At 75.9% G+C, this 17,220-nt stretch carries 16 protein-coding genes; 8 read left to right on the forward strand and 8 right to left on the reverse strand.

Annotated elements, in window-relative coordinates:
• Positions 1-21: 21 nt before the first annotated feature.
• From ACIOD1_RS08765 to ACIOD1_RS08775, 3 genes are all read right to left on the reverse strand, one after another.
• Entirely contained in the window at positions 22-1,059 is a 1,038-nt protein-coding gene (locus tag ACIOD1_RS08765) for an NAD(P)/FAD-dependent oxidoreductase (RefSeq protein WP_365616990.1), read from the reverse strand.
• Positions 1,056-1,589, reverse strand: a complete 534-nt coding sequence (locus tag ACIOD1_RS08770; protein WP_365617522.1) for an isoprenylcysteine carboxyl methyltransferase family protein — start codon at positions 1,587-1,589, stop codon at positions 1,056-1,058. The genes ACIOD1_RS08765 and ACIOD1_RS08770 overlap by 4 nt, the downstream gene beginning before the upstream one ends.
• A gap of 85 nt (positions 1,590-1,674) precedes the next feature.
• Positions 1,675-2,736 (reverse strand): type III polyketide synthase, encoded by a 1,062-nt coding sequence (locus tag ACIOD1_RS08775; protein WP_401901120.1) that lies wholly within the window; start codon positions 2,734-2,736, stop codon positions 1,675-1,677.
• An 88-nt stretch (positions 2,737-2,824) separates the two neighbouring features.
• On the opposite strand from ACIOD1_RS08775, the gene ACIOD1_RS08780 reads away from it, so the two are divergent.
• The gene (locus tag ACIOD1_RS08780) at positions 2,825-3,712 is read left to right on the forward strand and encodes a UbiA family prenyltransferase (RefSeq protein WP_365616986.1); all 888 of its coding nucleotides are present in this window, start codon (positions 2,825-2,827) and stop codon (positions 3,710-3,712) included.
• Positions 3,713-3,947: 235 nt separating this feature from the next.
• On the opposite strand, the gene ACIOD1_RS08785 is transcribed toward ACIOD1_RS08780, so the two are convergent.
• The 3 genes from ACIOD1_RS08785 to ACIOD1_RS08795 form a co-directional block, all read right to left on the reverse strand.
• The gene (locus tag ACIOD1_RS08785) at positions 3,948-4,976 is read right to left on the reverse strand and encodes a PHP domain-containing protein (protein ID WP_401901122.1); all 1,029 of its coding nucleotides are present in this window, start codon (positions 4,974-4,976) and stop codon (positions 3,948-3,950) included.
• Between the two features lie 55 nt (positions 4,977-5,031).
• Positions 5,032-5,763 (reverse strand): VOC family protein, encoded by a 732-nt coding sequence (locus ACIOD1_RS08790; protein ID WP_365617520.1) that lies wholly within the window; start codon positions 5,761-5,763, stop codon positions 5,032-5,034.
• Between the two features lie 108 nt (positions 5,764-5,871).
• Positions 5,872-6,498 carry an HPP family protein gene (locus tag ACIOD1_RS08795; protein WP_401901124.1) on the reverse strand — a complete coding sequence of 209 codons (627 nt, stop codon included), beginning with the start codon at positions 6,496-6,498 and terminating at the stop codon, positions 5,872-5,874.
• Between the two features lie 275 nt (positions 6,499-6,773).
• Between ACIOD1_RS08795 and ACIOD1_RS08800 the strand changes: the two genes are divergently transcribed.
• Together ACIOD1_RS08800 and ACIOD1_RS08805 are read left to right on the forward strand one after the other, a co-directional pair.
• Complete coding sequence (locus tag ACIOD1_RS08800) at positions 6,774-7,304, forward strand: hypothetical protein (protein WP_365616980.1); 531 nt, start codon at positions 6,774-6,776, stop codon at positions 7,302-7,304.
• A gap of 35 nt (positions 7,305-7,339) precedes the next feature.
• Positions 7,340-8,320 (forward strand): maleylpyruvate isomerase N-terminal domain-containing protein, encoded by a 981-nt coding sequence (locus ACIOD1_RS08805; RefSeq protein WP_401901127.1) that lies wholly within the window; start codon positions 7,340-7,342, stop codon positions 8,318-8,320.
• An 87-nt stretch (positions 8,321-8,407) separates the two neighbouring features.
• Here the strand turns inward: ACIOD1_RS08805 and ACIOD1_RS08810 are convergent, their stop codons facing one another.
• Positions 8,408-8,821 carry a peptidase inhibitor family I36 protein gene (locus ACIOD1_RS08810; protein ID WP_401901129.1) on the reverse strand — a complete coding sequence of 138 codons (414 nt, stop codon included), beginning with the start codon at positions 8,819-8,821 and terminating at the stop codon, positions 8,408-8,410.
• The gene (locus ACIOD1_RS08815) at positions 8,814-9,857 is read right to left on the reverse strand and encodes a hypothetical protein (RefSeq protein ID WP_401901130.1); all 1,044 of its coding nucleotides are present in this window, start codon (positions 9,855-9,857) and stop codon (positions 8,814-8,816) included. The genes ACIOD1_RS08810 and ACIOD1_RS08815 overlap by 8 nt, the downstream gene beginning before the upstream one ends.
• Before the next feature lie 220 nt (positions 9,858-10,077).
• Between ACIOD1_RS08815 and ACIOD1_RS08820 the strand changes: the two genes are divergently transcribed.
• The 5 genes from ACIOD1_RS08820 to ACIOD1_RS08840 all read left to right on the forward strand — a co-directional run bounded on the left by ACIOD1_RS08820 (position 10,078) and on the right by ACIOD1_RS08840 (position 17,129).
• Complete coding sequence (locus ACIOD1_RS08820; protein WP_401901132.1) at positions 10,078-12,963, forward strand: XRE family transcriptional regulator; 2,886 nt, start codon at positions 10,078-10,080, stop codon at positions 12,961-12,963.
• A gap of 93 nt (positions 12,964-13,056) precedes the next feature.
• On the forward strand, positions 13,057-13,593 hold the full coding sequence (locus tag ACIOD1_RS08825) for a GNAT family N-acetyltransferase (RefSeq protein WP_365616971.1): 537 nt from the start codon (positions 13,057-13,059) through the stop codon (positions 13,591-13,593).
• Positions 13,594-13,802: 209 nt separating this feature from the next.
• Positions 13,803-14,477 (forward strand): ankyrin repeat domain-containing protein, encoded by a 675-nt coding sequence (locus ACIOD1_RS08830; RefSeq protein WP_365616969.1) that lies wholly within the window; start codon positions 13,803-13,805, stop codon positions 14,475-14,477.
• Positions 14,474-15,610 carry a hypothetical protein gene (locus ACIOD1_RS08835; protein WP_401901135.1) on the forward strand — a complete coding sequence of 379 codons (1,137 nt, stop codon included), beginning with the start codon at positions 14,474-14,476 and terminating at the stop codon, positions 15,608-15,610. The genes ACIOD1_RS08830 and ACIOD1_RS08835 overlap by 4 nt, the downstream gene beginning before the upstream one ends.
• Before the next feature lie 157 nt (positions 15,611-15,767).
• Positions 15,768-17,129 carry an FAD-dependent oxidoreductase gene (locus tag ACIOD1_RS08840; RefSeq protein ID WP_365616967.1) on the forward strand — a complete coding sequence of 454 codons (1,362 nt, stop codon included), beginning with the start codon at positions 15,768-15,770 and terminating at the stop codon, positions 17,127-17,129.
• The last annotated feature ends 91 nt before the right edge of the window (positions 17,130-17,220 follow it).

The following is a 17,220-nucleotide window of genomic DNA, read 5'->3' on the forward strand; positions in this document are numbered from 1 at the left end:
CGGGAAGGGAGCCGGGGCGCGTCAGCGGGCGAGGAGGTTCACGGCTCCCGCGAACACCCCGGGCAGGCGCGCCGCCAAGGGCACGATCCGGCCGGACAGCGAGGGCCGGCGCCGGGCCCACAACAGGGCGCCGGTCAACGTCCGGTAGCCGCGCGAAAGCTCCCGCCAGGCCCGTTCGTACTCCTGCGGTCGGTCCGCGCGGACGCACCGCACCAGTTCCGCCGCCGCCGTCACGGCCAGGGTCAGCCCCTCGCCCGTGAGCGCGTCCACGTACCCCGCCGCGTCCCCGACCAGCAGGACCCGCCCCGCGACCCGGGTCCGGGACCGCCGGCGCAGCGGACCGGCCCCGCGCACCGCCGACGCCGGCCCGGTGCCGGGCGCGGGCAGCCGGTCGACCAGGTCCGGGAAGCGGGCCAGATGGACCTCGTACGGGGCCTGCTCCGAGGTCAGGACCGCCACGCCGATCCGGTCGGGCCCCAGCGGGGTCACGTAGGCCTCGCTCCGGCCCGACCAGTGCACCTCGACGAGGTCGCTCCACGGCTCGACCGCGTAGTGGCGGCGCAGCCCGTAGCGGGCGGGGCGGCCCGGGACGGCGGGCACGTCCAGGCCCAGGGCGCGCCGGACCGGCGAGTGCAGGCCGTCCGCCGCCGCGAGGTAGCGGCCCGTCAGCCCGGCCGCGTACACCCGCTGCCCGTCCTGGCGGACCTCCCCGACCCGGCCGGGCACGACCCGTACGCCGAGTTCCGCGGCCCGCGCGGCCAGGGCCGCCTGGAGGTCGGTGCGCCGGGCACCGCGTCCGGGACCGGAGCGGAAGAGGGCCTCGGCGCGCAGCCCCGTGACCCCGTCCACGTAGCCGATCCCCCGGAAGGGGCGGCCCGTCACCGCCACGCCCAGCTCCTCGTAGCGGCGGACCGCGCCCGGCATCAGCCCCTCCCCGCAGGCCTTGTCCACGGGAGTGGGGCGGGGTTCGACGACCACGGCCTCCAGCCCGGCCAGGGCGGCGTGGATCGCGGTCGACAGTCCGGCGGGACCGCCGCCCGCCACGATCAGGTCGATCACCGGGCCGCGGCCACGAGCCGCCCGTCCGACCGGGCCCCGTCCAACGCGGCGTCCTCACAGCGGATCCGCACCCGCAGCAGCAGCGCGTTGAGCACGGTGAAGGCGGCCGCCGTCACCCAGGCGGAGTGCACCAAGGGCAACGCCAGCCCCTCCAGCACCACGGCCACGTAGTTGGGGTGCCGCACCAGGCGGTACGGCCCACCCACCACCAGGGGCAGCCCCGGTACCACGATCACCCGCGTGTTCCAGCGCGGCCCGAGCGAGGCCACGCACCACCAGCGCAACCCCTGCGCCACCACGACCAGGGCCAGGGCGGACCAGCCCAACCACGGCAGGAACGGCCGGTACGCGGCCTCGACCGCGCAGCCCACCAGCAGGGCGGTGTGCAGGGCGACCATGGCCGGGTAGTGGCCGCGGCCGTGCTCCAGACCGCCGCGCGCCAGGCTCCAGGCGGTGTGGCGGCGGGCGGTGACCAACTCGACGATCCGCTCGACGGCCACCAGGGCGAGCAGGATGAGGTACGGGGTCAGGGACGGGTTCGGGTACGGGCTCAAGGACAGGTTCGGGGCCAGGTTCGGGGCCAGGTTCAGGGACAGGTTCACGGGCACGGGGACCTCACCAGCGCAGGAGGACGAGTTCGGAGGCGAAGCCCGGACCGAAGGCGAGCATCAGCCCGACCGCGCCGGGCGGCGGCGGCCCGTCGGCCTGTACCCCGCCGAGGATGTGCAGGACGGAAGCGGAGGAGAGGTTGCCGACCGAGGCCAGGGAGCGGCGGCTCGCGGCGAAGGCCGCCTCGGGGAGGCCGAGGGCGTCGGTCAGGACGTCGAGGACCTTGGGACCGCCCGGATGGCAGATCCACGCGTTCACGTCGGCGGGCTTGAGGTCGTGGCCGGCGAGGAAGGACTCGATCTCCTCGGCCACGTGCAGCCGCACCAGGTCCGGCAGTTCGCGGCCCAGCACCATCCGCAGCCCCCAGTGGCCGATGTCCCAGCCCAGGAGGTGCTCGGTCCCCGGGTAGAGGCGACTGCGCGAGTCGACCACCGTCGGCCCGACGCCGGTGGCGTGGAGCGGATGACCGGCCCCGACCGCGAGGAGGGCCCCCGCGCCGTCCCCGAAGAGGGCCCCGGACACCAGGCCCGCCATCGAGGTGTCGTCGTACTGGAGGGTCAGCGAACACAGCTCGGTCGACAGCAGCAGGGCCGCGTCCCCCGGACGGCCCGTCAGGTGGTCGTGCAGCCGTCCGAGTCCGGCGGCGCCGGCCGCGCAGCCCAGCCCGAACAAGGGCACCCTGCGTACGTCGGGCCGCAGCCCGGCCCGGCCCGCGAGGCGGGCCTCCAGGGACGGGGTGGCCAGCCCCGTGACGGTCGTCGAAAGGATCAGGTCCACCTCGGCCGCCGCCACGCCGGCCGAGCCGAGGGCGCCGGCGACCGCGTCGATGCCGAGATCCAGGGCGGCGCGCAGGAAGAGGGCGTTGGACGAGCCGAAGTCGCCGCCCGGCCGGTACTCCTCCAAGGGGCGCGCGAGGTGCCGGGACTCCACCCGCGACGAGGCGTGGACCCGCCGCAACAGGGCCCGGTCGGCTCCGGGCGACAGATGGGCGGCGAGGGACTCGGTGATCCGCGCTTGCGGGTACCGGTGGGGAGGGAACACGCTGCTCACTGCCAGGACACGTGTCATTGGCCCAACATAGGGAACAACCGGCGCCGCACCGCGAAAGGCGCGAACGGTATGAAGCGGACGTGTCGTCGCGGCGTAGCGTGAGCCCGTGCCCGCCCGCCTCCTCCCCACCCCCCGAACCCGCCGCCGCGACCGGCCCCGCGACCGCCCGAGCCCCCTCCCGACCGGGATCGCGGGCGGCCTGCTGCGCGCCTGCCACCCCCTCCCCGCAGCCGCCGTCACCCTCTTCGCCGCCGCCCTGGCCGTCGCGGCCGGACGCGGACCCGCCGGCGCCGCCCTCACGGCGACCGCGGTCGCGGCCGGACAACTCTCCGTGGGCTGGTGCAACGACCGGGCCGACCTGCGCCGAGACCTCGCCACCGGCCGCCGGGACAAACCGCTCGTGTCCGGAGCCGTCCCCGCCCCGGTCGTCACCACCGCCGCACTGACCGCGCTCCTCGTCTGCGTGCCGCTCTCCCTGGCCCCGGGACTCCTCGCCGGCGCCGCGCACCTCGTGGGGGTCGCCGCCGCCTGGGCCTACAACCTGCGGCTCAAGAGCACGGCCGCGTCCTGGCTCCCGTACGCCCTCGCCTTCGGCCTGCTCCCGGCCTTCGTCACCCTCGGCCTGCCGGGAGCACCCTGGCCCCCGCTCTGGCTGACCGCGGCCGCCGCCCTGCTCGGAGCCGGCGCGCACTTCGCCAACGTCCTGCCCGACATCGCGGACGACCTCGCCACCGGCGTACGGGGACTGCCCCAGCGGCTGGGCGGCCCCCGCTCCGCCGCGCTGGCCGCGCTGCTGGTCCTCGGCTCGACGGCCACCCTCGTCCTCGCACCCCCGGGCCGCGTCTCCCCGTACGGCTGGGGCCTCCTGACCCTGACCGGCGCCCTCCTGCTCGCCACCGCCCGCGCCCCGGGCCGGATCCCGTTCCTGGCGACGATGGCCGTCGCGGGCGCCGACGTCCTCCTTCTCCTGGCCCACGGCACAAGCCTGCGCTGACGCCGCGCTCCGTCCACGCCCGCTGCGGCGGCTCCCTCGCCGCCGCCCGACCTGACCGAGGTTGTCGATCGGGCCCGAACCACGCGGATGACGCCGGGTGCGGTAGGCGCCGACGCTGCTGACGCTCAGGGCCCGTTTCCGTTCGAGGCCTGGCCGAGGGGCGCTGCCAACGTCACGTCCAGGAGTCCTGGACGCCGGCCCGGTGCGGTCGCGAGCGAGTGGTTCGGGGGCGGGCTCAGGGGGTCCGGGTTGTCCAGGCGAGGAGTTGGGCGGCGGGCCAGGTGTTGACGATGCGGTCGGTCGGGACGCCGCACTCGACGGCTCGTTCGCAGCCGAGGATCTGCCAGTCCAGCTGGCCCGGGGCGTGCGCGTCGGTGTTGACGGCGAACAGGGCGCCGGCCGCGACGGCCGATCGGAGCAGGCGGCGGGGAGGGTCCAGCCGTTCGGGGCGGCTGTTGATCTCCACGGCCGTCCCGGACTCCGCGCACGCCGCGAACACGCGCTCCGCGTCGAACTCCGACTCGGGGCGGGTGCGGCCCGTCACGAGCCGACCCGTGCAGTGGCCGAGCACGTCCATCAGCGGGTTGGCGACCGCCTTCAGCAGGCGCCGCGTCATGGCGGGGGACTCCATCCGCAGTTTCGAGTGGACCGAGCCCACCACCAGGTCCAGCCGTTCGAGGAGTTCCGGTTCCTGGTCGAGGGAGCCGTCGGCCAGGATGTCGCACTCGATGCCCGTCAACAGGCGAAACGGCGCCCACGACGCGTTGAGTTCCGCGACCACCTCCAACTGTTCGCGCAGCCGCTCCGGAGAGAGGCCCCGGGCGATCGTCAGCCGGGGCGAGTGGTCCGTCAGCACCGCCCACTCGTGCCCCAGCGAGGCGGCGGCGCGCCCCATGGCCTCGATCGGGCTCCCGCCGTCCGACCAGTTCGAGTGCAGGTGGCAGTCCCCGCGCAGGGCGGCGCGCAGCGCGAGCGCGGCGGGGGAGGGCGCCGGCCCCTCGGGCATCGCGGCGGCCTCGTCCTCCAGGCCGCGGAGGTACTCCGGGATCCCACCGGCCAGCGCCTCGCGCACCACCAGCGCGGTCTTGGGCCCGATGCCCTTCACTCCTTCGAGCGAGCCGGCCGCCGCCCGCGCGGCGGTCTCCGCCCCGCCCAGGTGGACCAGCGCGGCGGACGCGGTACGGAAGGCCCGCACCCGGTACGTGGGGGCCTGCGCCCGCTCCAGCAGGAAGGCGATCCGGTCCAACGCCGCCACCGGGTCCATCGCGCACCACCTCCTCGGGACCAGTGTCCCCACGCGCCCCGGGAGCGGCGAGCGCTCAGGCGTCCGAGGCGAGGGTGAAGACGGCCCCGTCGGGGTCACGGAGCATGATCGAGCGGCTCGTGCCGGTCTCGGTGATCACCGAGACGGTGCGCCCGCCGAGGTCGATCGCGGCCTCCACGGCCGACTCCAGCTCGGGCACCCGGAAGTGGACGTGCCACCGGGGCCGGGTGTGCGGGGTGTACGCGCCGGGCTCCACGGGACCGCTGTTCAGCCGGGCGACCGGCTCCCCGCCCTGGCGCAGCACCACCTGCTCCTGTTCGTACGAGACCTCGCAGCAGCCGGGGCGGCCGGTGGCCCACTCCAGCACCTCACCGTAGAAGAGCGCCGAGTCGAAGGCGTTCCTGGTCCGCAGCTCCAGCCAGGCCGGGGCGGTGCCCTTGCCCACGCGCCAGCCCGAGGAGACGGGGCCCTGCCAGATCCCGAAGACGGCCCCGTCGAGGTCGGCGACCAGGGCCGCCCGCCCGCCCGAGGGGAAGGAGACCGGGCCGACCGCGACCGTGCCGCTGCGCTCCCGGATCCGCGCAGCCGCCACGTCGACGTCGTCCACGGCGAAGTACGGGGTCCAGGCCACCGCCACGGCGAGGTCCGAGGCCAGTGCCCCGATGCCCGCCACGGGGACCCCGTCCATGACGGCCACCGAGAACCCGTCGCCGAGGATGGCGGGGCGGAAGGTCCAGCCGACGACCGCTCCGTAGAAGCGTTGGGCGGCCTCCAGATCGCGGGCCATCAGGCTCACCCAACAGGGGGCCCCGAAGACGTCCTTCGTAGAAATGCGCACACCACAAGAAGTAGCGCGCCGGCCCCCTCGACGCCGCGCAGGCGCGCCCGGAGGTCATCACCACCAGTAGGCGGGGTACCTCGGAGCCTTGCGGCGGACCCGGGAGCCGGCGTAGCCGGTGAGGACCAGCAGCACGACGGAGCCGAGCAGGAGGGGGAGGAACCGGGCGGGCTCCGGGGTCTGGAGGACGATCACCACGGAGGTGGCCACCGCCGGGGAGTGCGGGGTACGGGCGAGGATCAGCAGGGCGAGGGTGGCGCCGGCGGCCACCGCCGCCGCCCAGGCGCTGTTGCCCGCCGCCGCGAGGACCGCGTAGCCGACGGCGGCGCCCAGCATGTGGCCGATCACGACCCCGCGCGGCTGGGCCAGCGGGAGGGTGGGTGCGCTGTGGATCAGCGCGGCACTGGCGGCGAGCGGTGGGATCAGCACCGGTTCGTGGAGGGCCGCCCCGATGCCGACGAGGGCCAGCAGTACCGTCGTCGCCGCGCTGACGCTGTGGAGGGCCGCCCCGGCACCGGGCCTGGCCGGCGCCCGGGGCGTGAACAGGGTGCGCGTGAACAGGGTGCGTATGAACACGGTGCGCGGGCGTGGGCCCGGGACGGGTGCGGTGGGGACGGTATCGGCCGGATCGGCGGCAGCCATGGTGCTGGTGGTGCCGGCAGTGCCGGTGGTGCTGGTGTTCATGCGCGGCAGTGCTCCGGGGCAGGGCGGGGCGTGGACCCGCGGGGCAGGGGCGGGGCGCCGAGGTCGGCGATCGACGGGGCCCGACCGCTTCGCGCGAGCGTCGGGTGTCCGACGACGCGAACCGGACACCACTTTAATCGCCCACATGTACGGGGGTCGGGTCGGGTGGGGTGCGGGTACGCGCGCCGGGGAGCGGCGGATCGGCGGGACCGGGCCGCCCGTGATCCTGCTATGACTGCGAGGGAACGCGCGCGGACAGGGAGGGACCGACCGACATGACGACGCACCCCCAAGGCGCCGGAGCCCCGACGGACCTCGACGCGGTGATCGCGGGGTCCCCCGCCGACGCCACCGGAGCCCTGTGGCGACTGACCGGGACCAGCCGGAGCCTGGATTCCGACCTGGTCCGGCTGCGCCCCGGCGCGGTCGTCGCCGACCCCGCCGAACCTACCGACCCCGCCGACCCGGTCGACTCCGACCGCGACGGGCTCCTCCTCGTCCTGGAGGGCGCCGGGCGGATCGACACCGGGGACGGGCCTCGGGTCCTGCGCCCCCACTCCGTCTGCCGGCTTGCCCGCGACGCCCGCCGCTCGCTGACCGCCGGCCCGGAAGGGCTCACGTACCTGATCGTGCGCACCCGACGCCCCGGCCTCGGCCTCGGCGGCCCGCGGCGGGCCGTCCCGGACCCGGCCGAGGGTGGCGAACCGGCCTGCCGACTGCACCGGGTCTGCGTCGAGTGCGGCCGGCTGGCCACCGAGGCCGACGCCCGCTACTGCTCCCGCTGCGGCACAGGACTCCCGGACTGAGGCCGCCCGGCGGGGCGGGGCCGTAGGGTCGGGCCATGGATACGACGGGCCCCGACGAGCTGGAGCGGTGCGTGACCTCCGCCGCCGGGGCGCTCAGGGCGGCCGGCGGGCTGGACTGGTCGCTACCGGCTGCCGGTCTGGACTGGAGCTGCCGGGACACGGCCGTCCACCTCGCCGGGGACCTGACCGGCTTCGCCGCGCAGCTCGCCGGCCGGGCCCGCGACCGCTACCTCCCGCTCACCGTCGGCGCCGCCCCCGGCACCCCGCCGGACGGACTCGTGGACCTCGTCGAGGCGGGCGGACGCCTGCTCGTCGCCGCCGTCCGGGCGGCCCGACCGCAGGACCGGGCCTGGCACCCGGCCGGACTCGCCGACCCCGGCGCCTTCGCCGCCATGGGCGCCGCCGAGCTGCTGCTCCACACCCACGACGTCCTCACCGGTCTGGGCCGGGTCGGCCACCCCCGGGACCGGGACGCCGCCGCCGTGCTGGACCGGCTCTTCCCGCACGCGCCCCGCTCGGCGGCAGCGGGCCCCTGGGCGTCCCTGCTCGCCGCCACCGGACGGGCCGACGTCCCGGGTGTGCCCCGGCAACGCGTCTGGCGCTGGTACAACGACGCGGTCCGCGGCGAGGGCGTCGCCCTGTGCGCGATCGGACCCCGCTCCGCCGAGGACCTCCTCGCCGGCGGCACGGGCGGCTTCGCCTGGACTCCGGACGGCCCCGGCGAGCAGGTCCGTACGACGGCCGCGCGGGTGCTCCGTACGCCATACCGTTCCGCCGGCGGTGCCGCAGGCCGACCCGCAGGCCGTCCCGCCTACGCGGTCGTCCGCCTGAGCGACCACCTGGCCGTCGGCTCGATCGGCCCGCGCTCCGCGCCCGACGCCGATGCGGACACCGACACCGACACCGATGCCGACGGCTACGCGAGCGGCGACATCACCCTGGCCCCGTCCGCCCGGGGCGAAGGGCTCGCCGACCGGGCCCTGGCAGCGCTGCGCCGCTCCCCGCCGGCGGGCTGACGCGGGGAGGCCCCCCGGGTTCGGGTCCCGGGAGGCCTCGGTGCGCTGGTGCGGGGTGCGCGAGGACGCGCCCACCCGGACGGGCGGTCAGAAGCCGCAGTTGGTCACCCACTTGTGCGAGGAGATCCGGTCGTTCCACTCCCACGGGATGTTGCCCGACGACCCGTTGGGCGCACAGGTGGAGGCGCCCCCGTAGCCGATGTTCTCGAAGACGCGGACGTCACCGAGCGAGCCGCCGTAGCCGTTGTTCCAGAAGGACGACGCCCGGTCGTTCATGTCGTAGTTGCCGGAGGCGCCACACGTGCGCCAGTCGGAGTCGTTGCCGCTCCAGCCGCACGCCGGGCCGCCGCGGTTGGTGTCCGCCCACACCCAGTAGTTCCCGTCGGCAGCCACCCCCGACGCGTCCGCCGGGGCCGCGCTCGCGGGTGTCAGGGTGAAGGGCACCGCCAGCAGGGGCAGCGCGAGCGCGCAGGCCAGCAGCGTCTTGCGGAACTCAGCCATGGTTCTCTCCTGAGGTGTCGGATGGTGCTCCGGACCGCCCGGACGGGCCGTCCTCGTCGGGGTACTGCCTTACGACGCGCTCCGCCGTGGGGAGCGCGGCGTTCTGGAACCGCTGCCGCAGGGCGATCTCGTCCCGGAAGCGGGAGCGGACCTCCTCGCCGTGGGCACGGTCCAGAGCTCGGGAGACCCGGGCCAGCTCGGTGCCGGTCGCACAGGTCGCTTCGGTGACCGCCAAGGCTGTCTCGGTGGCCTCGGCGCGGTCCGCCGGCAGCCCTTCGGTCAGGGTGGCCGCCGCCTGCCGCGAGGCATCGGGGGAGGCATAGGGCCGGCCCGCCTCCCGCATGCAGGCCGCCCACGCGCCCACGGCCCGCGCGTACTTCGGGTCCTCGTGCACGAGGGACTCCCGCACCGGGCGCAGGTTCATCGTGATCACCTTGACGCGGAACCAGCCGGGAAGGTCCCCGTACAGCTCCCGCTGCGCCCCGGCGGTACAGCCCTCGGCGCTCGCCGTGAGGGTCATGCCGGTGGGGGTCGTCGCGGACAGGCCGACGGGCGAGGCCCCCATCAGTGCCGTCCGGGCCGCCGCGCGCCGGGCGGGTGAAAGGCCGCGGAAGTAGCGCTGGTTGGGGTCGGCGAGCCGGGCCTCGGCGTCGGCCCGGTCGGCGCGGCCGCCGTAGCCGTGGGCCCGGGCCCACTCGACGTCGTCCACCGCGTACGGGAACACGCGCCGCTCCTCGCTCTCCGGGGCGGTCCCGGTGACGGCGTACGCGAACCCGCGCCCCACCATGCAGCGGCTGATCAGGATCTGCTCGGCCCGGGCCAGGGTCCGCGCCTGGGCCGTGGTCGGCTCCACGGCGGGAGCGGCGGCCAGGCGTGCGGCGTGTCCGGCGTCGGGGCGGGGCCCGCGTCCGGCCCCGTGCCCGGCGCCGCCCCCCGCCCCGCAGCCGGTCAGGGAGGCGAGGGAGGCCAAGGCCAGCGCCGCCACCAGGGCGACCGCCGGGCCCGATCGCCCTGTCGTCCACTGCGTTCCGATCATCTGCGGGACACCTCCTCTCCGGTTCCGTGCGGCGGTGCCGCGTTCCTGTGGTGCCGCGTTGCCGCGGTGCGTCCGGCCCGTCCGCATGGCGACCGTCACCGTCCGGACTCAGGTGTAGCGCCAAGGGGTTGTTCGCCGTCGGCGGCCTGGAACTGAACAAACAATTGCTGAACAATCCACCCCGGAAGGCAGCAAAGGGGCCAGCCGGAAGGGGCCGCGCATGGCACGCAAGGAACGTCCGCTGGAGGGCGGGGACGGACCGCTGCTGGAGTTCGCCACCGCCCTGCGAGCCCTGCGCCACCGGGCCGGCTCCCCGCCGTACCGGGACCTGTCCGCCCGCGCCCACTACTCCGTCGCCACCCTGTCCGGCGCGGCGGCGGGCCGCCGCCTGCCCAGCCTGGACGTGACCCTGTCCTACGTCCGCGCCTGCGGAGGGGACCTCGACGCGTGGGAGCGCCGCTGGCACGCGGTGGCCCTCGAACTCGCCGCCGACCCGGCACGGAACGCGGCGCCGGGCGGCCCGGGCGGCCCGGGCGAGGCGGGCGGGGCGGGTCCGCCGGAGAGCCCGGACGCGGGCGGATGGCCGTACGTGGGCCTCGCCGCCTTCCGGCCCGAGGACGCCGACCTCTTCTTCGGGCGCGAGCGACTCGTCGAGGACCTCCTCGCGGCCCTCGATCGGCACCGGGTCGTCGCCCTCGTCGGCGCCTCCGGCGCCGGCAAGTCCTCACTCCTGCACGCAGGACTGCTGCCCCGACTGCGCGCCGGCGCCCCCGACGGAGCCGTACGCGTCCTGACCCCCGGCCGCGATCCCCTCGCCCGCCTCCAACGGGCCCTCGCGGAGGAGGAACCGGACCGAGGCGGTGTGCTGATCGTCGACCAGTTCGAGGAGGTGTTCACCCTCTGCCCGGACCCGGCCGAACGGGCCCGCTCCGTCGCCGTCCTCATCGGGGCCGCGCGCCGCCCCGATTCCCGACTGCGCGTGGTGCTCGGAGTGCGCGCCGACTTCTACGCGCACTGCACCCGCCACCCCGAGCTCGTCGCCGTACTGCGCGAGGCCCAGGTCGTCGTGGGTCCGATGACCGCCGCCGAACTGCGGCGCGCCGTCGTCGAACCCGCCCGCCGGGCCGGCCTCACCGTCGAAGGGGCCCTCCAGGCCACCCTCGTGGCCCACGCACACGGGCAGGTCGGCGCCCTGCCCCTGCTCTCGCACGCACTCCTGGAGACCTGGCGGCGGCGCCGGGGCGCCGCGCTCACCCTCGACGGGTTCCACGCCGCGGGCGGCTTCGAGGGTGCGCTCGCCCAGTCCGCGGAAGCCCTCCACGCCTCCCTCACCCCACGCGGGCAGCGCCTGGCCCGACAGGTGTTCGTGCACCTCATCGCCCTGGGAGAGGGCACGGAGGACACCAAACGCCCCGTCGCGCGCGGGGAGCTGGGCGCGGACGCCGACACCGCGACCGTCCTCGACCGGGCGGCCGGCCTGCGCCTGCTCACCCTCGACCAGGGCCGGGTCGAACTCACCCACGAAGCACTCATCCGGGCCTGGCCCCGGCTGCGCGGCTGGCTCACCGACGACCGGGAACGGCTCCGTGCCCACCGCCGGCTCGCCGAGGCCACCCGCGCCTGGGAAGGCGTCGGCCGCGACCCCGGCTCCCTGTTGCGCGGCACCCGCCTCGCCCTGGCCCGCGAACTGGAGGACCACGCCGGCCTCGACCACGCCATCCTCGACCTCGCCCCCGCGGAGCGGGAGTTCCTCGCGGCATCCGCCGCCGCCGAGGCCGCCGCGGGCGACTCGGCCCGCCGCCGCACCCGCCGCCTGCGCTGCCTGGTCGGCGCCCTCGCCGCCCTCGTGGTGGTGGCCGCAGTCGCCACCGGCAACGCCGTCCGAGCGGAGGACGAGGTCACCCGCCAGCGCAACGACGCCGTCGCGCAGAACCTCGCCGAGACCGCCGCGGAACTCGGCAACACCCAGCCGGCCCTCGCCGTCCAACTGGGCCTGACCGCGTACCGGCTCTCGCCCACCGCCCGGACCCGCGACAGCCTCCTGTCCACGCTGATGACCTCCACCCCCGCTCAGGACAAGGAGGTCGTCGCCCTCGCCTACCGCCCCGACGGCCGCCAACTCGCCACGGCCGGCGGAGACCACACCGCCCGGATCTGGCGGACCGCAGGCGCCGCCCGCCCCACCGCCGTGGCCACCCTCGCCGGCCACGGCGACGCGCTGCGGGCCGTCGCCTACCGGCCCGACGGGCGGATCCTGGCCACCGGCTGCGCCGACGGGACGGTCCGGCTGTGGGACGTCGCCGACCCGGCCCGTCCGGCCGTCGCGGCCGAACTCCCCGCGGGCGACGGCGACGTGCGCGCCCTCGCCTTCAGCCCGGACGGCCGGACCCTCGCCACCGGCGGGGCCGGAGGCTTCGTACGGCTCTGGGACACGACCGATCCCGCCCGGCCGCCCGCGGACGCCGCCCGCCTCACCGGGCACCGCGACACCGTGCGGGCGCTCGCCTTCAGCCCCGACGGGCGGACCCTCGCCACGGGCGGGGAGGACGCCACCGTCCGGCTGTGGGAGGTCGCCGACCGCGCGCGGCCCGTCCCGACGGCCGTGATCACGGGCCACGACACCGCCGTGTTCTCCGTGGCCTTCAGCCCCGACGGCCGGACCCTGGCCACCGCGAGCGGCGGACACACCCCGGTCCGGCTGTGGGACCTGGCCGACCCGCACCACCCCGCCACCCTCGCCACCCTGACCGGGCCCACCGACGTCGTCGGCTCCGTGGCGTTCAGCCCCGACGGTCGCGCCCTCGCCGGCGCGAGCGACGACCGTACGGTGCGGCTGTGGACCGTGGCCCGGGGCGCCCGGCCGGCGCCGCTCGCCATCCTCACCGGGCACCTCACCGCCGTCGGCGCGGTGGCCTTCAGCCCGGACGGCGCCGTCCTCGCCTCCGGCGGCTACGACACCACCCTGCGCCTGGCCGCCACCGACCTCGCCGGCGCCCTCGCGGGGGCCTGCGCGCACACCGGGCCGACGATCACCCGGGCGCAGTGGGCCTCGTACATGCCCTACCTGGACTACGCGCCCCCCTGCGCGGGCCTCGAACGCCCCTGACCGCCACGGCGGCCCCGTCCCGTCGGAGCCCCTCGGGAGCGGCCCCGGGGGACCCGATTACCGCTGGTCGGCCGCGTTCGGCAGGATGTGCGCATGACCGAGATCCGTACCCCCCGCCTCATCCTGCGCCGCTGGAACGACGACGACCTCGTCCCCCTGTCGGAGATCAACGCCGACGCGGAGGTGATGCGCTGGATCGGAGACGGCTCCACCCTCGACCTGGAACAGACCGCCGAGACCATCGAGCGCTGGGAGGAGGAGTGGGACGACGAGGGCTTCGGGATCTTCGCCGTCGAGCTCCTCGCCTCCGGTGAGCTGATCGGCGCCGTCGGCCTGACCGTGCCCGAGCAGAAGCTGCCCGAGGTCACGCACGCCGTCGGCGTCGCCTGGCGCCTCGCCCGACCCTTCTGGGGGCAGGGCTACGGCTCCGAAGCCGCCCACGCCACGCTGGAATTCGCCCTCCAGGACCGCGGCCTCGACCGGGTCGTCTGCGTCAACCGGGCGGGCAACGACGAGTCCGCGAACGTGATCCGCAAGCTCGGGATGTCCGACGACGCCACCGTCACCGACCCCGACACCGGCCACCTGATCACCCTGCACAGCATCGACCTCACCGAGTACGAGGCGTAGGCCGCCCCCGGCGGATCCCGCCGGGGGCGCCCCGCGCCCCGGGCCCGGCGGCGCATCAGCCGATCGGATGCCCCCGGGGTCCGCCACACCGCCCGCCGACCGCCCCCGCAGGGCGGACCTCCGAGGGCGGCGGGCGGGGCCAGGATGGGTGCGGGGAGCGGCGGCGCGAGCGACAGGACGCGGGCCGGCCCCGGAACCGGGAGGCACCCATGAACCCCTACGACCGCACCCTGCGGGCCGCCGCCGCCCGCGGGGACGAGGCCGCCGTGGGCGCCGCGCTCGCCGCCGGAGCGTCCGTCGACGGGCGGGACGAGCAGCTGCGCACCCCGCTCCTGCTCGCCGCGCTCGGCGACCACCCCGGCGCGGCCGCCCTGCTGCTGGCCGCCGGAGCCGACCCCGACGCCCCGGACTGCCGCGCGGACAGCCCCTGGCTGGTCACCGGCGTCACCGGGAGCGTCCGCATGATGCGGACCCTGCTGCCCGCCGGACCGGATCTGACGCAGCCCAACCGCTTCGGCGGCACATCCCTCATCCCGGCCGCCGAACGCGGGCACACCGGATACGTCCGGGCCGTGCTCGCCGAGACCACCATCGAGGTGGACCACGTCAACCGGCTCGGCTGGACAGCCCTGCTGGAGGCGGTGATCCTCGGCGACGGCGGCCCCCGCCACGAGGAGGTCGTCGCCCTGCTCCTCGCCGCCGGAGCCGACCCCCTCCTCGCCGACGGCGACGGCGTCACCGCCCACGCGCACGCCCTGCGCCGGGGCTTCCGGGGCATGGCGCGGCTGCTGTCCGAAGCCGCCGATCCCGCCAGCCCCGTCGGTCCCGCCAAAGCCGCCGGTCCCGACGAGGCCGCCGAGACGGATTCGGGGGCGGCCCGGTGAACCGCCCCGGCCCCCGCCCCCGCGCCGCCCGTACGGCGCTCGCCGCGCTCGCCGCCGCCCTGCTGCTCGGTGCCTGCACCGGGCCGGCTCCGGCCGCGGGTCCCGCCGTACCGGCGCCCGCCGCCCCGGCCGCGTCGCCGCTCCCGACCGCCGCCCCCACCCCGGCCGGCACCCTCCTCGTCGCCGACTTCGGCGCGGACACCGTGACCTTCGTGGACCCCGCGCGCGGCGCGGTCGCCTCGGTGACCGTGGGCCGGGCCCCCTACGGCCTGGCCGTCGGCGCGGACGGCCGCGCCTGGGTGGCCACCGCCGAGGGGGTGGCCGTGGTCGACACCCGCACCCGGACCCGTACGGCCCTCATCGCCCTGCGGACGGCGAGCGGCCCGGTCACCGACGGCGAGTACCGGGGCGGGGGCATGGGCATCGCGCTCTCGCCCGACGGCTCCCGCGCCTACGTCGGCGTGAACGTCCCCGGCGCGAACGGCGCCTTGGAGGTCATCGACACCGCCGGGGGCGAGGTCACCGCGACCGTCCCGGTGGGCCGGCGGCCCTTCGACGTGGACCTCGCGCCCGACGGCTCCCAGGTGTACGTCACCGGCCACGACTCCTTCGACGTCACCGTCGTCGACGCCGGCTCGCTGCGCCCGCGTCGGATCGAGGTGGCCCCGTACGGAACCGAGGGCGGGCTCGGCTCCTGGCTCAAGCCGCACTACACGGCCGTTCGAGCCTCGGACGGGATGTTGCTGCTGCCGTTCGAGGGCGAACGGCTGGCCGTGGTCGACCCGCGCACCGGTCGGACCCGGGTGGAGGCCATGACGGCCGACACGCACCAGCACGGTGCCACCGTCACTCCCGACGGCCGGCTCTTGGTGGTCGGCACCGGCGCGGTGGACCCCTCCGACGGGCGGGGACCCTCCCTCACGGTCCGCTCCCCGGACGGTCGCGAACGGGTCGTCCCGCTCGACGGACCCCACGAGGACCTGGCCGTTTCCCGCGACGGCGGCACCGCGTACGTCACCGGAGGGTTCACGCGGGACGGCTACTGGAACGGGATCACGGTCGTGGACCTGGGCGACGGAACGACCCGACGGCTCGCGGCGGGCAGCCGGCCATTGGGCATCGCGGTGCTCTGACGGCGCCACCGGACGGTACGGTCAGTTAAAAGTCAGACTTTGGTAAGCCATAAGATCTGGTTATGGGGTCATAACCAAGGGGCGGGTGCCGAGTTAGGGTGTCCTTAGTTTAGGGTTCTCGTGATCAGTCTGTTTTTCGGTCGAAGGGAACCCAGTCATGCCTCGCCCCCTGCGGGTAGCAATCGTCGGTGCCGGCCCCGCCGGCATCTACGCGGCCGACGCGCTGCTCAAGTCCGAGGCGGCCGCCACCCCCGGCGTGTCGATCGACATCTTCGAGCGGATGCCCGCCCCCTTCGGCCTGATCCGGTACGGGGTCGCTCCCGACCACCCCCGCATCAAGGGCATCATCACCGCCCTGCACCAGGTTCTCGACAAGCCGCAGGTCCGCCTCTTCGGCAACGTCGACTACCCGAACGACATAGCGCTCGACGAGCTGCACGCCTTCTACGACGCCGTGGTGTTCTCCACCGGCGCGACGGCCGACCGCGCGCTGAGCATCCCGGGCGTCGAGCTGGACGGCTCCCACGGCGCCGCCGACTTCGTCTCCTGGTACGACGGCCACCCCGACGTCCCGCGCACCTGGCCGCTGGAGGCCGAGAAGGTCGCCGTCCTCGGCGTCGGCAACGTGGCCCTCGACGTGGCCCGCATCCTCGCGAAGACGGCCGACGAACTGCTGCCGACCGAGATCCCGGCCAACGTGTACGACGGCCTGAAGCTGAACAAGGCCGTCGAGGTCCACGTCTTCGGCCGGCGCGGCCCCGCGCAGGCGAAGTTCAGCCCGATGGAGCTGCGCGAGCTGGACCACTCGCCGAACATCGAGGTCATCGTCAACCCCGAGGACATCGACTACGACGAGGGCTCGATCACCACCCGCCGCTCCAACAAGCAGGCGGACATGGTCGCCAAGACCCTGGAGAACTGGGCGATCCGCGACGTCGGCGACCGCCGCCACAAGCTGTTCCTGCACTTCTTCGAGTCCCCGACGGAGATCGTCGGCGAGGACGGCAAGGTCGTCGGCCTGCGCACCGAGCGCACCGAGCTGGACGGCACCGGCAACGTCAAGGGCACCGGCGAGTTCACCACCTGGGACGTGGGGTCCGTCTACCGGGCCGTCGGATACCTCTCCGACGAGCTGCCCAAGCTGCCCTGGGACGTCGAGTCCGGCACGGTCCCCGACGAGGGCGGTCGCGTCATCGAGAACGGCGCGCACCTGGCCTCGACGTACGTCACCGGCTGGATCCGCCGCGGCCCCATCGGCCTCATCGGTCACACCAAGGGCGACGCCAACGAGACGATCGGCAACCTCCTCGCCGACCACGCCGAGGGCCGCCTGTCGATCCCGGCCACGCCCGAGCCGGAGGCCGTCGAGGCGTTCCTCGCGGAGCGTCAGGTCCGGTACACGACCTGGGACGGCTGGTACAAGCTGGACGCGGCGGAGAAGGCGCTGGGCGAGCCCCAGGGCCGTGAGCGCGTGAAGATCGTCGAGCGCGAGGGCATGCTGGACGCGAGCGGCGCGTGAGCGCTCCTCCGGCTCGCGCGGCGAGCGCCTGAGACACGTGTGGGGCCCGCCGTCGGCGGGCCCCACACGCGTCCGGGCCGGGGTGGCGGCC

This window comes from Streptomyces sp. NPDC088097 (assembly GCF_044741845.1).
Taxonomy (GTDB): Bacteria; Actinomycetota; Actinomycetes; order Streptomycetales; family Streptomycetaceae; genus Streptomyces.